Source organism: Micromonospora sp. LZ37, assembly GCF_059359015.1.
This window is the reverse complement of sequence record NZ_JCADBL010000013.1, coordinates 163028-186656: the sequence shown is the minus strand read 5'-3', so window position 1 is coordinate 186656 and position 23629 is coordinate 163028. Positions and strand designations below refer to the sequence as shown.

General features: G+C 73.6%; 22 protein-coding genes. 5 read left to right on the top strand and 17 right to left on the bottom strand.

The window, feature by feature from the left end; genetic code table 11:
• Positions 1–10 precede the first annotated feature (10 nt).
• The 3 genes from AC5L3Z_RS24700 to AC5L3Z_RS24690 all read right to left on the bottom strand — a co-directional run bounded on the left by AC5L3Z_RS24700 (position 11) and on the right by AC5L3Z_RS24690 (position 1904).
• Positions 11–724 (bottom strand): hypothetical protein, encoded by a 714-nt coding sequence (locus AC5L3Z_RS24700; protein WP_494845363.1) that lies wholly within the window; start codon positions 722–724, stop codon positions 11–13.
• A gap of 107 nt (positions 725–831) precedes the next feature.
• The gene (locus AC5L3Z_RS24695) at positions 832–1395 is read right to left on the bottom strand and encodes a peptide deformylase (protein ID WP_494845362.1); all 564 of its coding nucleotides are present in this window, start codon (positions 1393–1395) and stop codon (positions 832–834) included.
• Entirely contained in the window at positions 1392–1904 is a 513-nt protein-coding gene (locus AC5L3Z_RS24690; protein WP_494845361.1) for a glycine cleavage system transcriptional repressor, read from the bottom strand. Before AC5L3Z_RS24690 ends, AC5L3Z_RS24695 begins: the two co-directional genes overlap by 4 nt.
• A 96-nt stretch (positions 1905–2000) precedes the next feature.
• Here AC5L3Z_RS24690 and AC5L3Z_RS24685 point away from each other — a divergent pair, with 96 nt between their 5' ends.
• Positions 2001–2906: an HhH-GPD family protein gene (locus tag AC5L3Z_RS24685; protein ID WP_494845359.1), complete on the top strand. Its 906-nt coding sequence runs from the start codon at positions 2001–2003 to the stop codon at positions 2904–2906.
• Between the two features lie 356 nt (positions 2907–3262).
• Here AC5L3Z_RS24685 and AC5L3Z_RS24680 read toward each other — a convergent pair whose 3' ends face one another.
• The 3 genes from AC5L3Z_RS24680 to lysS form a co-directional block, all read right to left on the bottom strand.
• Positions 3263–5794: an ATP-dependent Clp protease ATP-binding subunit gene (locus AC5L3Z_RS24680; RefSeq protein WP_494845358.1), complete on the bottom strand. Its 2532-nt coding sequence runs from the start codon at positions 5792–5794 to the stop codon at positions 3263–3265.
• Positions 5795–6216: 422 nt separating this feature from the next.
• Entirely contained in the window at positions 6217–6561 is a 345-nt protein-coding gene (locus AC5L3Z_RS24675; protein WP_494845356.1) for a histone-like nucleoid-structuring protein Lsr2, read from the bottom strand.
• A gap of 107 nt (positions 6562–6668) precedes the next feature.
• Entirely contained in the window at positions 6669–8177 is a 1509-nt protein-coding gene (gene lysS, locus AC5L3Z_RS24670; RefSeq protein ID WP_494845354.1) for a lysine--tRNA ligase, read from the bottom strand.
• Positions 8178–8268: 91 nt separating this feature from the next.
• Here lysS and AC5L3Z_RS24665 point away from each other — a divergent pair, with 91 nt between their 5' ends.
• Positions 8269–9009 (top strand): class I SAM-dependent methyltransferase, encoded by a 741-nt coding sequence (locus AC5L3Z_RS24665; protein ID WP_494845353.1) that lies wholly within the window; start codon positions 8269–8271, stop codon positions 9007–9009.
• A 35-nt stretch (positions 9010–9044) separates the two neighbouring features.
• On the opposite strand, the gene AC5L3Z_RS24660 is transcribed toward AC5L3Z_RS24665, so the two are convergent.
• The 7 genes from AC5L3Z_RS24660 to AC5L3Z_RS24630 form a co-directional block, all read right to left on the bottom strand.
• A complete protein-coding gene (locus AC5L3Z_RS24660; RefSeq protein ID WP_334521205.1) occupies positions 9045–9803 on the bottom strand; it encodes a type III pantothenate kinase in 759 nt (252 codons plus the stop codon).
• Between the two features lie 80 nt (positions 9804–9883).
• Positions 9884–10780, bottom strand: a complete 897-nt coding sequence (nadC, locus tag AC5L3Z_RS24655; RefSeq protein ID WP_494845352.1) for a carboxylating nicotinate-nucleotide diphosphorylase — start codon at positions 10778–10780, stop codon at positions 9884–9886.
• Complete coding sequence (locus tag AC5L3Z_RS24650; protein ID WP_494845351.1) at positions 10777–12471, bottom strand: L-aspartate oxidase; 1695 nt, start codon at positions 12469–12471, stop codon at positions 10777–10779. Before AC5L3Z_RS24650 ends, nadC begins: the two co-directional genes overlap by 4 nt.
• 73 nt (positions 12472–12544) lie before the next feature.
• Positions 12545–13441, bottom strand: coding sequence for a septum formation family protein (locus AC5L3Z_RS24645; RefSeq protein WP_494845349.1), 897 nt, complete (start codon positions 13439–13441; stop codon positions 12545–12547).
• Positions 13442–13549: 108 nt separating this feature from the next.
• The gene (gene panD, locus AC5L3Z_RS24640) at positions 13550–13975 is read right to left on the bottom strand and encodes an aspartate 1-decarboxylase (RefSeq protein ID WP_494845348.1); all 426 of its coding nucleotides are present in this window, start codon (positions 13973–13975) and stop codon (positions 13550–13552) included.
• A 33-nt stretch (positions 13976–14008) separates the two neighbouring features.
• Positions 14009–14857, bottom strand: a complete 849-nt coding sequence (panC, locus tag AC5L3Z_RS24635) for a pantoate--beta-alanine ligase (RefSeq protein WP_494845420.1) — start codon at positions 14855–14857, stop codon at positions 14009–14011.
• 55 nt (positions 14858–14912) lie between these two features.
• Entirely contained in the window at positions 14913–15890 is a 978-nt protein-coding gene (locus AC5L3Z_RS24630) for a Rossmann-like and DUF2520 domain-containing protein (RefSeq protein WP_494845347.1), read from the bottom strand.
• 266 nt (positions 15891–16156) lie between these two features.
• On the opposite strand from AC5L3Z_RS24630, the gene AC5L3Z_RS24625 reads away from it, so the two are divergent.
• Complete coding sequence (locus AC5L3Z_RS24625; RefSeq protein ID WP_494845346.1) at positions 16157–17203, top strand: SAM-dependent methyltransferase; 1047 nt, start codon at positions 16157–16159, stop codon at positions 17201–17203.
• Positions 17200–18369: an NADH-quinone oxidoreductase subunit D gene (locus AC5L3Z_RS24620; RefSeq protein WP_494845345.1), complete on the top strand. Its 1170-nt coding sequence runs from the start codon at positions 17200–17202 to the stop codon at positions 18367–18369. Before AC5L3Z_RS24625 ends, AC5L3Z_RS24620 begins: the two co-directional genes overlap by 4 nt.
• 28 nt (positions 18370–18397) lie before the next feature.
• Here the strand turns inward: AC5L3Z_RS24620 and AC5L3Z_RS24615 are convergent, their stop codons facing one another.
• The 4 genes from AC5L3Z_RS24615 to AC5L3Z_RS24600 all read right to left on the bottom strand — a co-directional run bounded on the left by AC5L3Z_RS24615 (position 18398) and on the right by AC5L3Z_RS24600 (position 22615).
• On the bottom strand, positions 18398–19936 hold the full coding sequence (locus AC5L3Z_RS24615) for a hypothetical protein (RefSeq protein ID WP_494845343.1): 1539 nt from the start codon (positions 19934–19936) through the stop codon (positions 18398–18400).
• A 113-nt stretch (positions 19937–20049) separates the two neighbouring features.
• Complete coding sequence (locus tag AC5L3Z_RS24610; RefSeq protein ID WP_494845342.1) at positions 20050–21054, bottom strand: glycine betaine ABC transporter substrate-binding protein; 1005 nt, start codon at positions 21052–21054, stop codon at positions 20050–20052.
• 152 nt (positions 21055–21206) lie between these two features.
• On the bottom strand, positions 21207–21932 hold the full coding sequence (locus tag AC5L3Z_RS24605) for an ABC transporter permease (protein WP_494845341.1): 726 nt from the start codon (positions 21930–21932) through the stop codon (positions 21207–21209).
• The gene (locus tag AC5L3Z_RS24600) at positions 21929–22615 is read right to left on the bottom strand and encodes an ABC transporter permease (RefSeq protein ID WP_494845340.1); all 687 of its coding nucleotides are present in this window, start codon (positions 22613–22615) and stop codon (positions 21929–21931) included. The genes AC5L3Z_RS24605 and AC5L3Z_RS24600 overlap by 4 nt, the downstream gene beginning before the upstream one ends.
• Before the next feature lie 2 nt (positions 22616–22617).
• On the opposite strand from AC5L3Z_RS24600, the gene AC5L3Z_RS24595 reads away from it, so the two are divergent.
• Positions 22618–23610 (top strand): ABC transporter ATP-binding protein, encoded by a 993-nt coding sequence (locus AC5L3Z_RS24595; RefSeq protein WP_494845339.1) that lies wholly within the window; start codon positions 22618–22620, stop codon positions 23608–23610.
• Positions 23611–23629: the final 19 nt, after the last annotated feature.

The following is a 23629-nucleotide window of genomic DNA, read 5'->3' as shown; positions in this document are numbered from 1 at the left end:
CGGCCGCCGCTCAGCCGGTGATGGTGAGCTTCACCGGCTCGCTGAGCTTGGTGCCGACCCGGGCGAAGACCTGGTACGTCCCGGCCGGCGGCACGGGGCCCGCCGCCACGCCCTTGGCGCACCGGCTGGCGTCCATCCCGTTCCAGGTGAGCTGGTAGGTGCGCTCGAAGCCCGGGGTGAACGACTGCGGGTCGGAGCCCTTGCCGGTGCCGCAGGTGTCCGACGACCAGACCTTCTCGGCGCCAGACTTCACGAAGAGCTCCTGCACGTCCGCCCCGACGTCCCGGCTGCAGGTGCGCTGCGACCGGTTCTTCACCTTGAGGGTCAGGTCGACCGGAGCGCCCCGCCGCGCCTCGCTCGGCAGCGCCACCGAGGAGACCGTGATCTCGGCGTCCGTGCAGGTGCCGTCGTCCACGGCGGCCGGGTTGGCCGGCACGGCGGGCGGCGGCGGCGCGCTGGTCGGCGCCGGGTCGGCCGCCGAGCCGTCCGGGGCACCCGACGGGTCCGGCGCGCCGGACGACCCCGGGGACGGCGCGGCGCCGGTCGGCGACGCCCCGACCGCCGGGGCGGACGGCGCCGACCGCGCCCCCGGCGTGGTGGTGGTGTCACCCGACCGGTTGCACGAATACAGCAGGACAATCAGGAAGAGGAGCCCGGCTCCGAGTACGACGGCGCGACGCCGCCAGTACACGGCGGATGGCAGGGGACCGACCGTCAGACGCATGATGCCCCCACCGTAGCCGCGCGGCACGCGGAGATCCCCCGCGACGCGCCGGACCTCGCTCGCCTCACCCCGACGTCCTTCCACTCACGACAGTCGCCCGGGCCGACTCACAGGTAGACCTTGCGCTGGTAGACGGCGTGCGCGCCGGCCACCCGGTCGAGAAACAGGAGCCCGTCGCAGTGATCGATCTCGTGCTGCAACGCGCGGGCCTCGAAGCCGTCGGTGACCAGCCGGATCGACTCACCGGTGCCGGGCAGCTCCCCCTCCACCACCAGCCGGCTGGCCCGCTTCACGTCACCGGTGAGGTCGGGCACCGACATGCAGCCCTCCCGCGCCAGCTTCCACCGGGTCGCCTCGACCACCCGCGCGTTGCAGAGCACGAAGACCCCGTGCAGCGTGACCGACTTCGGATGGCCGGTGACGTCGACCGCGAAGACCTGGGCGCCCACCCCGACCTGCGGAGCGGCCAGGCCGACGCAGCCGGGTGACACCCGCATCGTGGCGATCAGGTCGGCGGCCAGCCGTACGGTCTCCGCCGACGTGGGGTCGACCGCCTCGCCGGGCCGGCTCAGCACCGGATGCGGGGCGGCCACCACCGGGCGCACCTCGCCCGGCACCGCCAGCACCGCCGGCGTCCAGTCGCCGAGACCGGCGTACTCCTCCTCGCTCACAGCAGGTCCGGGTCGGCAGGCCGGAGGGAGACCCCGACGCCCAACTCGGCGGCGGCCCGGGTCAGCCGGCCGGCCAGCTCGTCGGCGCTGCCCGGCGGCAGGTCCACCTCGGCCACCACCACGTAGAGCGAGCCGGCGAGCCGGGTACTCAGGTCGGTGACGTTGCCGCCGGCGTCGGTGAGCACCCGGGTCATCGCCGCCACGATGCCCATCCGGTCCGCACCGTGCACCGCCATCACGTACGGCTCGCCGGCGGGTGCCACCTCGCCGTCGGGGGTGACCGCGCGTACGGTGGCCAGCAGCTGGCCGTCGGCGGCGAGCGGGGCCAGCGCGGCCTCGACCTCGGCGGCGGCCGGGCCGACGCAGATCAGGGTCATCGCGAAGTGACCCCGGAGCCGGGTCATGGTGGAGTCGGTGAGGTTCGCGCCGAGCCGGGCGAGCACCTCGGCGACGTCGGCCACGATGCCGGGCCGGTCCCGGCCGATGACGGTGATCGCGAGCTCGTTCATCCGGGCATTCTGCCCGATCATCACCGGCCAGCCGCGCCGCCCCGCCCGGGCCGCCCAACGTGCGGGACCGCGCCCCGTGACATCATCGGCGGCGCGATGACTGAACCCACTTTCGCCACCCGGGTCAGCCGGTGGTACGAGGAGAACGCCCGCGACCTGCCCTGGCGGGAGCCCGGCGTCGGGGCCTGGGCCATCCTGGTGAGCGAGGTGATGCTCCAGCAGACCCCGGTGGTCCGGGTGCTGCCCGCCTGGCACGCCTGGATGACCCGCTGGCCGACGCCGGCCGCGCTGGCCGACGACACCCCGGCCGAGGCGATCCGGATGTGGGGACGGCTCGGCTACCCCCGCCGGGCGGTACGGCTGCGCGACTGCGCGGTGGCGGTCGTGGAGCGGCACGGCGGCGAGGTGCCGGACCGGTTGGACCAGCTGCTGGCGCTGCCCGGGGTCGGCACGTACACGGCTCGGGCGGTCGCGGCGTTCGCGTACGGGCAGCGGCACCCGGTGGTCGACACCAACGTACGGCGGGTGGTGTCCCGGGCGATCGCCGGTGAACCGGACGCCGGACCGGCCACCCGGCCGGCCGACCTGGTCGCCTGCGAGGAGCTGCTGCCCGCCGATCCCGCCGCCGCCGCGCTCGCCAGCGCCGCCTTCATGGAGCTGGGTGCGGTGGTCTGTACGGCCCGCTCGCCGCGCTGCGCGGTCTGCCCGGTCGAGTCGGTCTGCCGGTGGCGGGCCTCCGGCCAGGAGGCGCCCGCCGGGCCGACCCGCCGCCCCCAGCGGTACGCCGGCACCGACCGCCAGGTACGCGGGCTGCTGCTCGGAGTGCTCCGGGACGCCACCGGTCCGGTGCCGCACCAGCGGCTGGACCAGGTGTGGACCGACGACGTGCAGCGGTCGCGGGCGCTGGCCGGGCTGGTCAGGGACGGCCTGGTCGAGCCGGTCGGCGAGGAGTCGTTCCGGCTGGTGGGCGACGGCGGTCCCACCCCGCTCCCCCTCCCCTGACCACGCCCCCCGCCGGGGGTCCCGGGCCGCAGGCTGTTCCCCCCTTTGCGGCGTGTCGCGGCGTCCTACGTGCCAGACACCCCGACACACCGCAAGTCGTGACGGCCCGGCCCGTCGGGCAGGGCCCGTCCGGCGCCCGGCGCTGGCTCTCGACCCCGCTTTGGCGGCATGTCGGGGTGTCCGGCGCCGAGGAAACCGCGACACGCCGCAAAGCGCTTCGATCACTGTGTCCGACCGCCCAGGACCGGCCGCAGAGCGGGCCGGGCACGCGGTCGGGCATGCGGGGTCGGGCATGACGAAAGGCGGCGGCCCCGGAGGCTCTCGCCGTCCGGGGCCGCCGCCCTCGTGCTTCGTCCTTACTCGTCCGCCCCCGCGGTGGCCGCGCCACCGAGGTCGGCCGGAACGGCGTCCGGCACCTCGGCCGGCCGGTCCGAACCGCGGAAGACCAGCTTGGACTTGTCGATGTCCTCCGGGTCGCCCTCGCAGTCCACCACCACGATCTGACCCGGGGTCAGCTCGTTGAAGAGGATCCGCTCGGAGAGGTTGTCCTCGATGTCGCGCTGGATCGTGCGACGCAGCGGACGGGCGCCCAGCACCGGGTCGAAGCCCTTCTTCGCCAGGTACTTCTTGGCGTTGTCGGTCAGCTCCAGACCCATGTCCTTGTTGCGCAGCTGCGTCTCGATCCGCTGGATCATGATGTCCACGATCGAGAGGATCTCGCCCTGGCGCAGCTGGTGGAAGACGATGGTGTCGTCGATCCGGTTCAGGAACTCAGGCCGGAAGTGCTGCTTGAGCTCGTCGTTGACCTTCTGCTTCATCCGGTCGTAGGTCGACTCGGAGTCCTCGGAGGCCTGGAAGCCCAGCGACACCGCCTTGGCGACGTCGCGGGTACCGAGGTTGGTGGTCAGGATGATGACCGTGTTCTTGAAGTCCACGATCCGACCCTGACCGTCGGTGAGCCGACCGTCCTCCAGGATCTGGAGCAGCGTGTTGAACACGTCCGGGTGGGCCTTCTCGATCTCGTCGAAGAGGACCACCGAGAACGGCCGACGCCGCACCTTCTCGGTCAGCTGCCCGCCCTCGTCGTAACCGACGTAGCCGGGAGGGGCACCCACCAGGCGGGACACCGTGTACCGGTCGTGGAACTCGGACATGTCCAGCTGGATGAGGGCGTCCTCGCTGCCGAACAGGAACTCGGCGAGCGCCTTGGAGAGCTCGGTCTTACCGACGCCGGACGGGCCGGCGAAGATGAACGAGCCGGATGGCCGCTTCGGGTCCTTCAGGCCGGCCCGGGTACGCCGGATCGCCTTCGAGACCGCCTTGACCGCGTCCTCCTGGCCGATGACGCGCTTGTGCAGCTCGTCCTCCATGCGCAGCAGGCGCGAGGTCTCCTCCTCGGTCAGCTTGTAGACCGGGATGCCGGTCCAGTTGCCGAGCACCTCGGCGATCTGCTCGTCGTCGACCTCGCTGACGACGTCCAGGTCACCGGCCTTCCACTCCTTCTCCCGCTGCGCCTTCTGACCGAGGAGCTGCTTCTCCTTGTCACGCAGCTGGGCGGCGCGCTCGAAGTCCTGCGCGTCGATCGCGGACTCCTTGTCGCGACGCACCTGGGCGATGCGCTCGTCGAAGTCCCGCAGGTCTGGCGGCGCGGTCATCCGACGGATGCGCATCCGGGCACCGGCCTCGTCGATCAGGTCGATCGCCTTGTCCGGCAGGAAGCGGTCCGAGATGTACCGGTCGGCCAGGGTCGCGGCAGCCACGAGCGCGGCGTCGGTGATGCTCACCCGGTGGTGCGCCTCGTACCGGTCGCGCAGTCCCTTGAGGATCTCGATGGTGTGGGCCAGCGACGGCTCACCCACCTGGATCGGCTGGAAACGACGCTCCAGGGCGGCGTCCTTCTCCAGGTGCTTGCGGTACTCGTCGAGCGTGGTGGCGCCGATGGTCTGCAGCTCGCCACGGGCCAGCATCGGCTTGAGGATGCTCGCCGCGTCGATCGCGCCCTCGGCGGCACCCGCACCCACCAGGGTGTGGATCTCGTCGATGAACAGGATGATGTCGCCGCGGGTGCGGATCTCCTTGAGCACCTTCTTGAGGCGCTCCTCGAAGTCACCGCGGTAGCGGGAACCGGCCACCAGGGCACCGAGGTCGAGCGTGTAGAGCTGCTTGTCCTTGAGCGTCTCGGGCACCTCGCCCTTGATGATCTTCTGGGACAGGCCCTCCACCACGGCGGTCTTACCGACGCCGGGCTCACCGATCAGGACCGGGTTGTTCTTGGTACGGCGGGAGAGCACCTGCATGACCCGCTCGATTTCCTTCTCGCGCCCGATGACCGGGTCGAGCTTGCCCTCGCGGGCGGCCTGGGTCAGGTTGCGGCCGAACTGGTCCAGCACCAGGCTGGTCGACGGCGCGGCCTCGCCCGGCGCGGCGCCCGCCGCGGCCGGCTCCTTGCCCTGGTAGCCGGAGAGCAGCTGGATCACCTGCTGGCGGACCCGGTTGAGGTCGGCGCCGAGCTTGACCAGCACCTGGGCGGCGACGCCCTCACCCTCGCGGATCAGACCGAGCAGGATGTGCTCCGTGCCGATGTAGTTGTGGCCGAGCTGAAGCGCCTCACGCAGCGACAGCTCCAGCACCTTCTTGGCCCGCGGCGTGAACGGGATGTGCCCGCTCGGCGCCTGCTGACCCTGGCCAATGATCTCCTCGACCTGCTGGCGGACGCCCTCGAGGGAGATGCCGAGGCTCTCCAGGGCCTTTGCCGCGACGCCTTCACCCTCGTGGATGAGGCCCAGCAGGATGTGCTCCGTACCGATGTAGTTGTGGTTGAGCATCCGGGCCTCTTCTTGGGCCAGGACGACAACCCGTCGCGCTCGGTCGGTGAACCGCTCGAACATGCCCTCGTGCTCCTCACGTGCCGTGCGCCTTGATAGCCAAGATCTTGGCGGGGCCGGTGCGCGGACGTCCAGGACGGGCGTCCGTGCCTCCTTACTCTATCGCCGCCGACCGACTCCGCTGAGGTCGTGTGTCCCCGCGACGAGCCGTTCTGACGTCGTTTTGACCAACCATCCGCGCTCAGGAGGTGTTCCGGGACCCCGACCTGTACGCGCAGAGCGAAATTCGCCCGGGGCACGATCGGCCCTCCGGCGGCCTGGTGGCCCATCCACAGGCTGTGGACGAAGTCCCCACCGCCTGTGGACAACGCCTCCCCGCCGGGGAATCTTCCCGCCGGCCGAGGCCCGTCCGGGGCACCCCGGAAACGGCGACGCCGGCCCGGAGTCGTGCTCCGGCCCGGCGTCGGGTCGCCTGGTCGTCCCGGTCAGCGGGACGCGTGGTACTCGTCGACGATCTCCTGCGGGATGCGACCCCGGTCGGAGATCTCCTTGCCGTTCTTCTTGGCCCAGTCCCGGATCGCCTTGTTCTGCTCGCGATCGGCCGTGGCGCCGCCCCGGCCCCGCGCCGCCCGGCCGCCGACGACCACGCCACCCCGACCCACCCGGGTGCCGTGGGCGGTGTACGGAGCGAATACCTCGCGCAATTTGGCGGCGTTGGAGTTCGACAGGTCGATCTCGTACTGAACGCCGTCGAGGGCGAACTTGACGGTCTCGTCCGCGTCCCCGCCGTCCAGGTCATCGACCAGCTTGTGAATGATCTGCTTGGCCACGTCCCACATTCCTTTCGAGCAGGGTGCTCCTGCAATGGAAGCACAATAACCCGCCCGATGCTCGGCGCGTCAATGGGAGGCGGTAACGACCTGGGGAAGCTTCGCCGTCACTCCGGGCGGACCAACGGGAAGAGGATGGTTTCCCGAATTCCCAGGCCGGTGAGCGCCATCAGAAGCCGGTCGATTCCCATTCCCATACCCCCGGCCGGCGGCATTCCGTACTCCATCGCCCGGAGAAAGTCCTCGTCCAACCGCATCGCCTCGTCGTCGCCGCGGGCCGCCAGCTGAGCCTGGGCGACCAGCCGCTCCCGCTGCACCACCGGGTCCACCAGCTCGGAGTACGCCGTGCCCAGCTCGAAACCGAGCACGTAGAGGTCCCACTTCTCGGCCAGCCCCGGCTCGCTCCGGTGGGCCCGGGTGAGCGGGCTGGTCTCCTCCGGGTAGTCCCGGACGAAGGTCGGCGCCTGCAGGCCCGGCACGACCAGCTCCTCGAACAGCTCCTCGGCCAGCTTGCCCGGCCCCCACTTCGGGTCCACGGAAAGACCGACCTTCTCGGCGTACTCGACCAGGCGGGCCCGGTCGGTGCGGACCGTGACCTCCTCGCCGAGCGCCTCGGAAAGCACCCCGAACAGCGTCACCGAACGCCACTCGCCACCGAGGTCGAACTCGCGCCCGTCGGCGTGGGTGACCACGGTCGAGCCACTCACCGCGATCGCCGCCTGCTGGACGAGATTGCGGGTCAACTCGGCCATGGTGTCGTAGTCGCCGTAGGCCTGGTACGCCTCCAGCATGGCGAACTCCGGGGAGTGCGAGGAGTCCACTCCCTCATTACGGAAGTTGCGGTTGATCTCGAAGACCCGGTCGACCCCGCCGACCACGGCGCGCTTGAGAAACAGTTCCGGCGCGATTCGCAGATACAGATCGGTGCTGAGCGCATTGCTGTGGGTCACGAATGGGCGGGCCGCCGCGCCACCGTGCAGCAACTGAAGCATCGGGGTCTCGACCTCGATGAATCCCTTGTCGTGCAACGAGTCGCGCAGGGCGCGGACCGCCGCCGCCCGGGTACGGACCATCTGCCGCGCCTGCGGCCGGACGATCAGGTCCACGTAACGCTGGCGGACCCGGGCCTCCTCGCTCAGCGGCTTGTGGGCCACCGGCAGCGGGCGCAGCGACTTGGCGGTGACCGCCCACTCGTCCGCCAGCACCGACAGCTCGCCCCGGCGGCTGGTGATCACCTCACCGGCCACGCCGACGTGGTCGCCGAGGTCGACCAGGCGCTTCCAGTCGTCCAGCCGCTCGGCGCCGACCCGGTCCAGGGAGAGCATCGCCTGAAGCTCGGTGCCGTCGCCGTCGCGCAGGGTGGCGAAGCAGAGCTTGCCGGTGTTCCGTACGAAGATCACCCGGCCGGTGACCGAGACCCGGTCGCCGGTGGCGGTGTCGGTGGGCAGGTCGGCGTACTTCTCGCGGATCTCCGCCAGCGTGCTGGTGCGGGGAAAGCCGACCGGGTACGGCTCGACGTCCTCGGCGAGCATCCGGTCCCGCTTCTCCCGGCGGACCTTCATCTGCTCGGGAAGGTCGTCGGCGGGGTCGACTGGAACGGCGTTCTGCTCGGTCACGGCACGCTTCCTCAGAAGGGAGATATCGGCGGGGTCAGTCCCCGAGCGTACTCAAGCCCCCAGGAGGCCGTTACCGGATAACGTGCCCGCCATGACGGACCCCACTCACGCCCTCTCGTTCGGGGCCGCCGCCGCCGACTACGACCGGTTCCGCCCCCGGTATCCCGAGGACGCCCTGCGCTGGGCGCTGGACGGGCTCACCGCGCCCGCCCGGGTGGTCGACCTGGGCGCCGGCACCGGCATCCTCACCCGCGGCGTGCTCGCCCTGGGCCACCAGGTGCTCCCCGTCGAGCCCGACCCGGGGATGCGGGCCCGGCTGGACGCGGTCACCCCCGGCGTCACCGCCCTGGCCGGGACCGCCGAGCGGACACCGCTGCCGGCCGGTACGGCGGACGCGGTGCTGGTGGGGCAGGCGTACCACTGGTTCGACCGGGAGCGGGCGCACGACGAGATCGCCCGGGTGCTCCGGGCCGGCGGGACGTTCGCCCCGATCTGGAACATCCGGGACGAACGCGTCGACTGGGTGGCCGAGCTGGGCCGGATCGCCCACCTGGGCGACACCGGCGACGACCAGGTCGGGCGGGTACGCGACTTCGGCCCGGCCTTCGGCGCCGTGGAAGCCGGCGAGTTCACCCACCGCGCCACCCTCACCCCGGACGAGGTGATCGGCATGATCAGGACCCGCTCGTACCACCTCACCTCGGCGCCGCGGCAGCAGCGGCGGGTCGAGCGGGAGTTGCGGGAACTGCTCGCCACCCACCCGGACCTGGCCGGGCGGGAGATTGTCGAGCTGCCGTACCGGACGCTGGTGTTCCGGGCCCGGCGACGCTGACGCCGGCGCGGCCCCGCCCCCGGCGGCGGCCGGGGTCAGGTGTTGCGCTCGTAGACCATCCGCAGGCCGATCAGGGTGATCATCGGCTCGTGGTGGGTGATGGTGCGGCACTCACCGATCACCACCGAGGCGAGACCGCCGGTGGCGATCACCGCCTTCACCTCGCCCAGCTCCTCGACCATCCGCTCGACGATCCGGTCCACCTGCCCGGCGAAGCCGAAGTAGAGGCCCGACTGGAGGCACTCCACGGTGTTCTTGCCGATCACCGAGCGGGGCTTGGTCGCCTCCACCTTGCGCAGCTGCGCCGCCCGGGCGGCCAGCGCGTCGAAGGAGATCTCGATGCCCGGGGCGAAGGCGCCGCCGAGGAACTCGCCCCGCCCGCTGATCACGTCGAAGTTGGTGGTGGTGCCGAAGTCCACCACGATCGACGGGCCGCCGTAGAGGGTGTACGCCGCCAGGGTGTTGACCACCCGGTCGGAGCCCACCTCCTTGGGGTTGTCGATGGCCAGCTGCACACCGGTGCGCACCCCCGGCTCGACGATCACGCTCGGCAGGTCGGCGTAGTAGCGACCCAGCATGGTCCGCAGCGAACGCAGCGCGGCCGGCACGGTCGAGCAGGCCGCCACCCCGGTGATCTCCACGGCGTCACCGGCGAGCAACCCGCGGAACATCAGCCCGAGCTCGTCCGCGGTGGACCGGGCATCGGTCTTGATCCGCCAGGAGTGCACCAGCTTGTCGCCGTCGAAGGTCGCCAGCACGGTGTTGGTGTTTCCGATGTCGATGCAGAGCAGCACACGCGCAGCCTAGACGCCGCCGGTGAGCGCGAGGAGCGAGCCGGCCCCGCGAACCCCACCGGCCCCGGCGAGCGACCGCCTCACTCCACCCGCAGGTCCAGCGCGATGTCCAGGATCGGTGACGAGTGCGTCAGCGCGCCCACCGACAGGAAGTCCACGCCGGTCGCCGCGTACTCCGCCGCGACGTCCAGGGTGAGGCCGCCGGTCGCCTCCAGCTCGGCCCGGTCCCCGACCCGCGCCACCACCTCGCGCAGCATCTCCGGGGACATGTTGTCCAGCAGCAGGAAGTCCGCGCCGGCCCCGACCGCCTCCACCGCCTCGGCGACCGTGTCCACCTCCACCTGCACCGGCACGTCCGGGAACGCCTCCCGGACCCGGTGGTAGGCGGGCGCGACGCCGCCGGCGGCGAGCTTGTGGTTGTCCTTGATCATGGCGACGTCGTGCAGGCCCATCCGCTTGTTGGTCCCCCCGCCGGCCCGCACCGCGTACTTCTCCAGGGCCCGCAGGCCCGGGGTCGTCTTGCGGGTGTCCAGCACCATCGCCTTCGTGCCGGCGAGGGCGTCCGCCCAGGCCCGGGTGTGGGTGGCCACCCCGGACATCCGGCAGAGCAGGTTGAGCGCCGTCCGCTCGGCGGTGAGCAGCAACCGGGTGGGGCCGGTCACCGTGGCCAGCACGTCGCCGCGCGCCACCCGCTGCCCGTCCTGCGCCACCAACGACACCTCGACGGTACGACCCGCCCCGGTCACCTCGCCGACCAGCTCGAACACGGCCGCGGCCACCGCCAGCCCGGCCACCACGCCGTCGGCGCGGGCGACCAGGTCGGCGGTGTCGTTCTGCCCGTCGGGGATGGTGGCCACGCTGGTCACGTCGAGGAAGTCCGCGCCCAGGTCCTCGGCGAGCGCGTCGGTGACCACCCGCCGCACCCGCTCCGGGTCCAGCCCACCAACCCGCAACGTCCGCTCCGTCGACTCCCTCACGACAACTCCTCCCACTGCTGCGCCAACCGGCCCCGTGCCCCGACCGCCTCGACGAGGTGGCCCCGCCACCGCTCGTCGGCCGTCGGGAAGTCCTCCCGCCAGTGGCAGCCCCGGGTCTCCTGGCGGGCGTACGCGGCGGCGACCAGGGCCGACGCCACGGTGATGAGGTTCGTCGCCTCCCAGTCGGCGGTGCGCGGCGTGCCCCGCCCCCGGCCCAGCTCGCCCAGCGTGACCGCCGTCCCCGCCAGCGTCCGCGCCGACCGGAGCACCCCGGCGCCCCGGGTCATCGCCCGCTGCAGGGCCGGCGTGCCGTCGGCCGGCACCACCCAGCCCTCGCCCCCCACCCAGGCGCCCGTCTCCGCCGGTTTCGCCTGCTCCGGCAGGCCGGCGGCGATGTCCTCGGCGATCCGGCGGGAGAAGACCAACCCCTCCAGCAGGGAGTTGCTGGCCAGCCGGTTCGCGCCGTGCACACCCGTGCAGGCCACCTCACCGCAGGCGTACAGGCCGGGGATGGAGGTCCGGCCGCGCAGGTCGGTGCGGACGCCGCCGGAGGCGTAGTGGGCGGCCGGGGCGACCGGGATCAGGTCGGTGGCCGGGTCGACGCCGATGGCCAGGCAGGAGGCGACGATGGTCGGGAACCGCCCGGCGAGGTGGTCACCGCCGAGGTGCCGGGCGTCCAGGTACACGTGGTCGGCGCCGGTGGCCAGCAGCACCCGGTGGATGCCCTTCGCCACCACGTCCCGGGGGGCCAGCTCGGCCAGCTCGTGCTGGCCCACCATGAACCGTTTGCCGTCGCCGTCGACCAGGTGGGCGCCCTCGCCCCGCAGCGCCTCGGAGACCAGCGGCTGCTGGGCCCGCCCGGCGCCGGGCACGCCCGCGCCGGCCGGGGTGATCAGCGCGGTCGGGTGGAACTGGACGAACTCGACGTCGGTCACCGCCGCGCCGGCCCGCAGCGCCAGCGCCACCCCGTCCCCGGTGGAGACCGCCGGGTTGGTGGTGGCCGAGAAGACCTGCCCCATCCCGCCGGTGGCCAGCACCACCGCCCGGGCCAGCAGCGCGCCCACGCCGTCCTCGCTGCCCTCGCCGAGCACGTGCAGGGTGATCCCGCACGCCGGGCCGAGCCCGTCCGGGCCGTCCCCGGGGGCGCGCAGCAGGTCCAGCACCAGGGCGTGCTCCACCAGCCGGATCCACGGGTCGCGCCGGACCGCCGCGTGCAGCGCCCGCTGCACCTCCGCCCCCGTGGCGTCGCCACCGGCGTGCACGATCCGGTCCGCCCGGTGTCCACCCTCCCGGGTGAGCATCAGCGAACCGTCCGGGTTGCGGTCGAACTCGGCGCCGATGCGCATCAGCTCGCGCAGCCGGGTCGGGCCCTCCTCCACCAGCACCCGCACCGCCGCCGGGTCGCAGAGCCCGACCCCGGCGACCTCCGTGTCGTACGCGTGGGCGGCCGGGGTGTCGGCCGGGTCGAGCACGGCGGCGATGCCGCCCTGCGCCCAGCGGGTCGAGCCGTCGTCGATGTTGACCTTGGTGACCACGGTGACGTGCAGACCCGCCTCGCGCAGGTGCAGCGCGGCGGTGAGCCCGGCGACCCCGGACCCGACCACGATCACGTCGGTGGTCTCCACCCAGCCGGGCGCGGGAGCGGCCAGCAGTCGGGGCACGGCCGGCAGGTCGACGGTCGGAAGGTCCATGAGCACAGTCAACCCGAAGGGGCCTCACCACGGGCGGCGGGGGCGGGACGAGTGGTATCGGCTACGGCGTCCGCTACTTCGTCCGCACCGGCAGGCCGACCGGTCCGGCGCCCTTCAGCGAGGCGGTCACCGTCCGGTCGCTGAGCCACAGGTAGCAGCGGACCCCCCGGTCACCGACCCGCCAGCGGCCGGGGCCGGGTGGGCGTACCACCACGCCGCTGCGGAAGCGCAGGTCGGCGTCGTCCGGCACACCGACGTACCGGCCGAGGGCGGTGCGGCAGCCGGTGTAGAGCGGCGCCCAGTCGGCGTCCTTGGCCGGATACGGCCGGTCCGGGGCCTTCCACACCCCGACGAACTCGGCGTCGTGCCGGGTCTGGCAGGCCACCGGGACCAGGGTCTGCACCCCGCGGCCACGGCCGGACCGGCTCTGCTGGCAGCCCAGCCGCAGCGGGGACGCCCCCTTCAGCGCGTCGCGCAGGCTGCCGGTGCGGGTGACCACGACGGCGGCCGTCTCGACGGTGTTCACCTCGCTGAGGTCGCAGCGGTACCAGCGGGACCCGGCCGCCCAGCCCGGGACGGTGGGCAGCGCCACGGCCAGCCGCAGCCGCCCGGCCCGCCAGTCGTCACCGACGTAGCCGGTGGCGCGCGTGTCGCACTCGGCGAACGCGCCCCGCAACTCGGGCGAGCCGGTGGCCGGCCGGGTGGCCCGGTCGGCCGGGAACGCGCCGACGTGCACGGTCTCCACCCGGTGCGCCACCGCGCAGTCCACCGGCGCGTACCCGTCCAGCCCGACGGTCTCGGTGAAGTCCGCGACCTGGCACACCCCGGCCCCGGGGGTGAACGGCCCGGCGGCCGCCATGGCCTTCCAGTCGTCGGTGAGGTCCCCGTCGGTCCCGCCGCCCGCGCCGCAGCCGGTCAGCAGGGCCCCCGCGACCAACCCGGCGACCATGGTCGTCATCGCTCGGCGCATCGCGGCCTCCCCCAGCCGACGACCGTCAATCCGACGGTCCGCCCAGGGTAACCAAAAATGACCTTCCGGTGACAGACCGGATGTCCGCCCCCGCGGCCAGAGGTCGGGTCAGTTGAGGAGGGCCAGGGGGTTGGGGGTGGGGGTGCCGGCGGTGCCGGGGGCGGCGGTGGCGGGGTCGGCGTTCAGGGCGACGACGCGGTTGTCCGCGTCGACGTGGACCACCCGGGGCTGGTACGAGCGGGCCTCGGCGTCGTCCATCTGGCCGTACGAGATGAGGATGACCAGGTCACCGGGGTGCACCAGGTGCGCCGCGGCACCGTTGATGCCGATCACGCCGCTGCCCCGCTCACCCGGGATCACGTACGTCTCCAGCCGGGCACCGTTGGTCACGTCCACGATCGCCACCTGCTCGCCGGGGAGCAGATCGGCGGCGTCGAGCAGATCCTGGTCCACGGTCACCGAGCCGACGTAGTGCAGGTCGGCCTGGGTCACCGTGGCCCGGTGGATCTTCGACTTGAGCATCGTCCGGAACATCGGGGTGCCTTTCAGCAGGTGTGGTGGAGGAGGTCAGGAACGGGGGGCGAGCCGGATCGCCAGATTGTCGATCAGCCGGGTACCGCCCACCCAGGCGGCGATCAACAGCCGCGCCGGGCCGGCCACCGGGCCCGGCTCCAGGTCCGGGTCGGTGAGCACCAGGTAGTCCAGCTGGGCGCCCGGGGCGGCCGCACCGAACGCCCGGTGCGCGGCGGCCAGCACCTCCCCGGCGTCGCGCCCCTCGTCGGCGGCGGCGGCGCCGGCCCGCAGCGCGGCCGACAGGCCCAGCGCGGAACGCCGCTCGTCCGGGGAGAGGTAGCGGTTGCGGCTGGACAGCGCCAGCCCGTCCGGTTCCCGGACGGTCGGCACGCCGACCACGTCCACCGGCACGTCCAGGTCGCGGGCCATCCGCCGGACCAGGGTGAGCTGCTGGTAGTCCTTCTCGCCGAAGAAGGCCAGGTCCGGTCGGGTGAGCTGGAGCAGCTTCATGACCACGGTCAGCACCCCGTGGAAGAAGCCCGGCCGGCTCTGCCCCTCCAGGTCCTCGCCGAGCTGACCCGGGTTCACCCGGACCAGCGGCTGCCCGTCCGGGTACATGTCCGTCGCCGACGGAGCGAAGACCACGTCGGCCCCGGCCCGGCGGCAGATCTCCAGGTCGTCGTCGAGAGTGCGCGGATAGCGGTCGAAGTCCTCGTTCGGCCCGAACTGCAACGGGTTGACGAAGATCGTCACCACCACGTGGTCGGCCCGCTCGCGGGCCGCCCGCAGCAACGTCTCGTGGCCCGAGTGCAGCGCGCCCATGGTCATCACCACGCCGACGGTGCCCTTCAGCCCGTCGCGCGCCGCCGCCAGCTCCGCCCGCGTGTGCACCAGTTCCATCAGGGGGCCACCTCGGTTCGCGACTGCGGGGCTCGCAAGATCGGCTCACTCCTCACGCTCACGCGGCCACCTCCCGGTGGATTCCCGCCAACACGTCCAGCAGCGATTCCGCGTCCACCGGCCGCAGCCGGCCCGCAGCGATCGCCCGGTCGGCGCTCCGACGGGCCAACGCCAGATAGGGGGCGACGGATTCCGGCGCCGTCTCCGCCAGCCGGGCCAGGTGCCGGCGTACCGTGCCCGCGTCGCCCCGGGACACCGGGCCGGTCAGCGCGTCGTCGCCGAACCGGAGCGCGTTCTCCAGGGCCGCCCGCAGCAGCGGGGCGAGCACCTTCTCCGGACTGCCCACCCCGGCGTCGCGCAGCCGGTCGGCCGCCTCGTTGACCAGGGTGACCAGGTGGTTGGCGCCGTGCGCCAGGGCCGCGTGGTAGAGCGCCCGGTCGGCCTCCCCGATCCACTCGGGCACCCCGCCCAGGTCGGCGACGAGCCGGGCGGCGAGGGGACGCAGCTCCGCCGGGGCGGTCACCCCGTACGAGATGCCGGCGAGACGGCCCAGGTCGTCCGGCGTACCGGTGAAGGTCATCGCGGGGTGCAGGGCCAGCGGCCGGGCACCCACCGCGGCGGCCGGGGCGAGCACCGCCAGGCCGTGCGCGCCGGAGGTGTGCGCGACCACCTGCCCGGGGCGCAGCGCACCGGTCTCGGCCAGCCCCGCGACCACGCCCGCGAGCGCGTCGTCCGGTACGGCGATCAGCAGCAGGTCGGTGGCGGCCCGGGCCACCGAGGTGGCGGACCGGTTCCGGGCGTCGGGCAGCAGCAGCGCGATCCGGGCCTTGGCGGCGCCGGAGACCCCGGAGGCGGCGACGACCCGGTGGCCGGCGGCGGCGAGCGCCGCGCCCAGCACGGCACCGACCCGGCCGGCGCCGATGACGCCGACGGTCAGGTTGCGGGGAAAGGCGAGCGGGGCGCCGGCAGGGGCGCCGCCCGACGGTGCGGCGGCCCCGCGCCGGGTGGCCGGGCGCGGGCGCAGCGGTGCGCTCATGGCATCGATCCAGTCCTCGAAGGGGGTACCGGTCGACCGCAAGTATGCGCCGGGGTTACAGAGCCCGAACAAGCATGTGTGAAAACCTTCACCACCGGCCGGGAGGGCCCCTCCGGCGGCCGCCTCGGGCCACCGGAGAAATCGGGCCGCAGGGTGGATACCACTGCGGCACCGGCACGACCACCAGCGCGGGGATGAACAGCCGCCGCCTACCGGCTGACCGTAGGGTCGGCACCGTGACGCACCCCCGAACGAGGGACGAACCGATGTCGATGCGCTGGCGGGACGCCATGGACCGGGCGCTCTACGGGCCCGGTGGCTTCTTCGTGTCCGGGGCCGGACCGGCCGCCCACTTCCGCACCAGCGTGCACGCCACCCCGGCCTTCACCTCGGCCCTGTTCCGCCTGCTCACCCAGGTCGACGCCGCCCTCGGCCACCCGGCGGTCCTCGCCGTCGTCGACGTGGGGGCCGGTCGAGGAGAGCTGCTGCGCGCGCTGCTGGCGGCCGTGGCCCGTCCGTCGGATTCCGCCGACCCGTCGCCCGCCGCGCCGGTTCCGCTCGCCGACCGGGTACGGCTCACCGCGGTCGAGAAGGCGCCCCGGCCCGCGGACCTCCCCGCACGCGTCGAATGGTCGGAGCACGTCCCCCACCGGATCACCGGGCTGCTGCTCGCCACCGAATGGCTGGACAACGTACCGCTGGACATCGCCGTGCCCACCGCCGACGGCTGGCGGTACCTGCTGGTCGACCCGGCCACCGGCGAGGAGACGGCCGGTGAGGCGGTCGGCGCCGCCGACGCCGACTGGCTCGACCGGTGGTGGCCCACCCCGACCGGGTCCCCCGCGGTCGGCGGGCGGGCCGAGATCGGAAGGACCCGGGACGAAGCCTGGGCCGACGCCGTCCGGCACGTCGACCGGGGACTGGCGCTGGCCGTGGACTACGGACACCTGCGCGACGGGCGGCCGTGGCACGGGACGTTGACCGGGTACCGGCACGGGCGGCAGGTGCCGCCGGTGCCCGACGGGTCGGCCGACGTCACCGCGCACGTCGCCATGGACTCGGTCGCCTCCGCCGGTGAGCGGGTCGCCCGGTGTGCGTACTCCCTGGTCTCGCAGCGGGAGGCGCTGCGGGCGCTCGGGGCCGACGGCGGCCGACCGCCGCTCAGCCTGGCCGCCCGCGACCCGGCCGGCTACGTCCGGGCGCTGGCCGCCGCCTCGGCGGTGGCCGAGCTGACCGACCCGACCGGCCTGGGCGGGCACTGGTGGCTACGGCAACTGGTCGGCGTCGACCCGACCGCGTTCATGGCACGATGACGGGCATGACCACCGACGCCGGCGACCTCCGCGAACTGACCGTCGGCACCGGCGCGGGCGGCGAGCAGCTCGGCGCCGACATGGTGCTCAACATCGGCCCGCAGCACCCCTCCACGCACGGCGTGCTCCGGCTGAAGCTGGTCCTCGACGGCGAGCGGGTGGTCTCCGCCGAACCCATCGTCGGCTACATGCACCGGGGCGCGGAGAAGCTCTTCGAGGTCCGCGACTACCGGCAGATCATCGTGCTGGCCAACCGGCACGACTGGCTGTCGGCGTTCTCCAACGAGCTGGGCGTGGTGCTCGCCGTCGAGCGGCTGATGGGCATGGAGGTGCCGGAGCGGGCGGTCTGGCTGCGGATGGCCCTCGCGGAGCTGAACCGGGTGCTCAACCACCTGATGTTCCTCGGCTCGTACCCGCTGGAGATCGGCGCGATCACCCCGGTCTTCTACGCCTTCCGGGAACGGGAGACCCTCCAGGCGGTGATGGAGGAGGTCTCCGGGGGCCGGGTCCACTACATGTTCAACCGGGTCGGCGGGCTCAAGGAGGAGGTGCCGGCCGGCTGGACCGGCCGGGCCCGCGCCGCGATCGGCGAGGTCCGCCGCCGCCTGCCCGACCTGGACAACCTCATCCGGCGCAACGAGATCTTCCTGGCCCGCACCGTGGGCGTGGGGGTGCTCACCGCCGCCGACGCCGCCGCCTTCGGCGCGTCCGGCCCGGTCGCCCGCGCCTCCGGCCTCGACCTGGACCTGCGCCGCGACGAGCCCTACCTGGCCTACGACCAGCTGGACGTGCCGGTGGTCACCCGCACCGCCGGGGACTGCCACGCCCGCTTCGAGGTGCTGCTCGACCAGGTGTACGCCTCGCTCGACCTCGCCGAGCAGTGCCTGGACCGGGTGGACCGGCTGACCGGGCCGGTCAACACCCGGCTGCCCAAGGTCGTCAAGGCGCCCGAGGGGCACACCTACGCCTGGACGGAGAACCCGCTCGGCATCAACGGCTACTACCTGGTGTCCCGCGGCGAGAAGACCCCGTGGCGGCTCAAGCTGCGCACCGCGTCGTACGCCAACGTCCAGGCGCTGGCCACCCTGCTCCCCGGCTGCCTGGTGCCCGACCTGATCGCCATCCTCGGCTCGATGTTCTTCGTGGTCGGCGACATCGACAAGTGACGGCCCGGTCGCCGTCCGCCCCACACCGTCAGCGCCAGCCCCCGCCGGCGCGCGGTACGTCGTCCTGCGCCGGGTAGCCCGGCCCCCACTGCCGGGAGTCCGACGGCTCGGCCGCCCGCCGGTCCCGCTGCGCCGGCGGTCGCCACTCGTCGGTCGACTGCTGGCCGCGCCACTCCACCACCGGCTCCCGGCCCGGCGTACCCCGCCACTCCTCGGCCGCCCGCTGGCCCCGCCCGGCGGAACGCCACTCCTCGGCCGGCTGCTCGCCCCGCCCCGAGGGTCGCCACTCGTCCGGCACCGGCACCCCGCCGGCCGGCAGCGCCCGGTCCGCCGGATCCGACCAGCCGCCACCACCCCACTGCTCACCCGGGTCGCGGTCCCGGCGCGGCTCGTCGTGGCGTACCGCCGCCCAGCGGTCGGAGACCCGGAACTGGGCGCCGTCGGCGTGCACCTCCGCCCGCCGCTCGCCGACCCGCACCTCCCGGCCGTGCCCGTCGTCGCGCACCTCGGCCCACCGGTCACCGGCCCGCACCCCGGACCAACCCGCCTCGGCCGGGTACGACCGCTCCGCCCAGGACTGCTCGGCGTGCTCGTCGGCCGGTTGGGTCCGCTCCTCGCGATGACCCCCCGCCCAGGGCCGCTCCTCGCGATGACCCCCCGCCCAGGGCCGGTCGTCGCGCTGACCGGCGCCGGCCCGGGAACGCTCGTCCGCCGGGTCCGGCCAGCCCCGGTCGACCGGCTCGGCCGGTCCCGGCCAGGGCTCCGACTCGCCCTCGCCCCAGGCCGGCTCCTCCGCGCCGGACGACCAACGGCCGGCGTACCCGCCGCCGTAGCGGTTGCCGGCGGCGGGGTCGGCGCCGTCCACCACGGTGTGCCGGGTGGTGACGTGCACGGTCTCGGTGTGCCGCACCACCGGACGGGGCGCCGGGTCGGAGGCGGCGCTCCACCCCTCGCGCGCCGGCGCGCCGTACACGCCGGCCTGGCCGGCGGACGGGCGTTCGGTGGCGTAGCGACGGCCGGCCGCCTCGTCGTCCTCCCCGTAGGACCGGCCCCGGGCGACCGGGGTCTCCTCGGGCGTGGCCGCACGTCGCCGGCCGGACTCCTCATGGTGGCTCTCCGCGGACGGCACCCGCGCCCGACCGCCGCCCGCCGCCGGGTCGGCGACGGGCGGGCTGATCCCGGCGGCAGCGGCGATCCCGGCCGCGGCGGCGTCGAGCCGGCGGCGCAGCGCCGTCATCTGGTCCTCGACCCGCTGTGCCTGGTCGAGGGCCTGGTTGCCGCGCTGGGCCGCGGCGACGATCTCGCTGCGCAGCTCACGACGCAGCTGCTCCAACTCGTCCAGCAGGTCGTCGCCGACGGGCCGCCCACCGCCGTCCGCGCGCAGCGCGATCGACAGGCCGATCAGGACCACCGCCATGATGGCCAGCACCGCGGCGAAGCGCAGCGGCCCGTTGCCGTCGGCGATCAGCAGGATCAGCGCCGCGATCGGCGCGAACGCCACGCCGATCCAGAACAGGACGCTGAGCAGCTGCGGGTTGTGCTTCTCGGGGAGGACCGGGGCGGGCATGGCTGTGCAGCCTACCGAGAGTTGTCCTGGCGGGGAACGGTCCGCGAGGCTCTTCTCCCGGCCCTACGGGTCCGGTCGCGGTCGACGAAACGCCGACCGCGACCGGACGACGCTCAGCTGGTCGCCAGCGCGCCGTCGGAGGAGAAGACCAGGCCCACGCTGGCCTGACCGGTCTTCAGCGCGTTCTTGGTCTGCGGGCCGCCGGCGTCCAGCGAGCTGAACGAACCGGCCTTGAAGTCGTAGACCTCGACCAGGCCGGCCTGGCACTTGGGCCGCTGCGGGCACTCCGGGGGACCGGCCAGCACGGTCGCCGTGCCGGAGCACTTGGCGGCCAGGTCGGAGAGGGTCTTCAGGCCGTACTTGTCGGCGAAGGCCGAGGTGACGGCGAAGGCGTTCTGGTCCTGGGCCGCGGACGGGGCGCCGAAGACGAGGCCGGCCTTGTCGCCGGCGGCCTTCAGTGCGGTCACGGTCTTGTCCAGGTCCGGCGAGGAGACCGGGGTGGCGTTCGGGCCGTTGGCCTTGGTGTTGAGGAACTCGGCCATCGTCGCCGCGTACTCCGGGACGACCTGGATCTCGCCCTTCTCCAGGGCCGGCTCGTAGAGCTCCCGGTTGCCGATCGTCTGCACCTTGACCTCGTAGCCGGCCGCGGTGAGGACGATGCTGTAGAGCTCCGCCAGGGTCTGGTTCTCGGTGATGTTGGCGGCGCCCACCACGAGTTCGCCGCCCGGGCCCTTGGCGATGCCCGCGGTGAGGCCGTTGGCCGAGGCGAACTCCTCGGCGGCGGCCTTCGGGCTCTTGCGCTCGACGTCGACGGCCTTGTTGAGCGCGATCAGCTTCGGGGTGTCCAGCGCGGCGGAGACCTTGTCCAGCGCGGCCAGCAACTGGGGGTTGGCGGCCCTCGCGTTCACCGCCGGGATGACGTTGTCGGTGTTCTGGAGCTTCTTGTCGTCGGTCAGCACGACCAGCCGGTCACCGGCGACCGGGGCGCAGCCCGCACCGCCGGCGCCCTGCTCCGGCGCGTCGGTGCCGGAGGATCCGGCGTCCCCGCAGCCGGTGAGCAGCCCCGCCAACGTCAGGGCGCCCACCGCGCCGACCGTGAGCCGTGTCCGTACGCGCATCGTGCCCGCCTTCCGTGTCCCGGCGCGGGGCCCTCGCCCCGGCCGCGTGTCCGACGGGCGATCCGGCCGGCCGCCCGTACCTCCAGCCAACATCCTCCCGGTGCGACCGACAAACCCGTGCGGCGTTCGTCACCTGATCGTCATCGACCGGTTCAGGCTCCGGCCACCGCGTCCGCCGCCCGCCGGCTCGCCCTGCTCCGGGTACGCCGCAACGGGCGCGGAGTGACCAGCCGCTCGATCACCGCCAGGAGCCCCTCCACCAGCAGCGCCAGCCCGGCGACCAGCAGACCGCCGGCGAGGATCTGCCCACCGCCGGCGGCGATGTCCAGCCCGAAGCCGGCCCGGATGATCTGCCCGAGCCCGCCACCGTTGACGAACGAGGCGAGCGCGGCGGTGGCGACCACCTGCACGGCGGCGGTACGGAACCCGGCGGCCAGGTACGGCACCGCCAGCGGCAACTCCACCCGGCGGAGCACCTGCCCCCCGGAGAGCCCCATCCCCCGCGCCGCGTCCCGGGCCTCCGGGTCGGCCTGCCGCACCCCGGTGTACGCGTTGGCCAGCAACGGCGGGACCGCGAAGACGGCCAGCGCGACCACCACCGCCGGCCGGCCGAAGCCGAGGAAGGTCAGCGGCAGGATGGTCAGCAGGGCCAGGGTGGGGATGGCGAGGGTGAGGTTGGAGATCAGCACGACCGCCCCGCCGCCGCGCCCGGTGTGCCCGAGCCAGAGCCCGACCGGCCACGCCACCAGGCAGCCGAGCAGCACGGCGGCGGCGGAGATGCTGAGGTGCTCGCCGAGCCGGTCCAGGACGCCACCCGGGTTGGTCCAGTTCAACGGGTCGTTGAGCCAGACCACCGCCTGCGTGAACGGGTTGCTCATCGGGCCCGCCCGCGCAGCCACGGGGTGAGCAGCCGGCCCGCCCCGGCCAGGATCAGGTCCAGCACCAGCGCCAGCAGCACGCAGAGCAGCGTCCCCGTCATGATCTGGGCCTTGTAGAAGTTGTTCTGGAAGCCGGCGAAGATCAGCTGTCCGAGGCCGCCCCGACCGACCACCACCCCGACCGTGACCAGCGCGACGGTGGACACGGTGGCCAACCGCAGCCCGGTGAGGATGCCGGGCAGGGCCAGCGGCAGGTCGATCCGGAACAGTCGGGCCCAGCGGCCGTACCCCATGCCCTCGGCCGCGTCCCGAACCTCGGGGGGCACCTGGTTGAGCCCGGCCACCGCGTTGCGCACGATCACCAGTAGCGCGTACAGCACCACCACGGTCAGCACGGTGACCGCGCCGATGCCCAGGTAGGGGGCGATGAATGCGAAGAGCGCCAGCGACGGGATCGTGTACAGCACCCCGGTGAGTGCGAGAATCGGGCCGGCGAGGGCCCGGAACCAGTACGCGGCCACCGCCAGCGGCAGCGCCACCAGGGCGGCGATCAGCACCGCCCGGGCGGTCAGCGACGCGTGCTCCCGCACCGCGGCGAGGATCGTGTCAGAGTTGTCCCGCACGTACTGCCAGGAGAACCACGGGTTACCCGGGTCGGCCAGGTAGCTCAGCTGGAAGGACACACGTGGACGTTACCCCGGTGAGCACCGGCGACGCCGGGCACAGCGCTGCCTCGATCACCCTCGACGGCATCCGCAAGCGCTACCCGGACGGCACCGAGGCGGTCCGGGAGCTGAGCCTGGAGGTGAAGGCCGGCGAGCTGGTGGTGCTCATCGGACCGTCCGGCTGCGGCAAGTCCACCGTGCTGCGGATGGTCAACCGGCTGATCGAGCCGACCGGCGGACGGATCCTCCTCGGCGACGAGGACATCACCCGGGTCGACCCGGTGCGGCTGCGCCGCCGGATCGGCTACGTGATCCAGAACGTCGGGCTCTTTCCCCACCAGACGGTGGAGACCAACGTGGGCACCGTCCCCCGGCTGCTCGGCTGGTCGAAGGAGAAGATCCGCCGGCGCACCGGCGAGCTGCTGGAGCTGGTCGGTCTCGACCCGGCGCAGTTCGGCCGGCGCTACCCGCACGAGCTCTCCGGTGGCCAACGCCAGCGGGTCGGGGTGGCCCGGGCGCTCGCCGCCGACCCGGTGGTGCTGCTGATGGACGAGCCGTTCTCGGCCGTCGACCCGATCGTGCGGACCCGCCTCCAGGAGGAGTTCCTGCGGCTCCAGGCCGAGGTCCGCAAGACCATCGTGCTGGTCACGCACGACCTGGACGAGGCGGTCCGGCTGGGCGACCGGATCGCGCTGCTCTCCCAGGGCGGCCGGCTGGAGCAGTACGACAGCCCCGCCGTCCTGCTCGGCGCGCCCGCCTCGCCGTTCGTCCGGGAGTTCGTGGGCGCCGACCGGGGCATCCGCCGGCTGGCCGTGACCCCGGTCGGCCGGGACGTGCTCGACCCCCCGGCGGACCCGGCCGCCGACCTGCCGGTGGTGCCACTGGGCGGGTCGGCGTACGACGCGCTGGCCGCGATGCTCACCTCGGGCGCGGAAGCGGTCGTGGTGACCGCCGACGACCGCCCGGTCGGGACACTCACCCGGGCCCGGGTCCTCGAACTCGGACAGCGCTGAGCCTGCCCGCCCGCCCCGG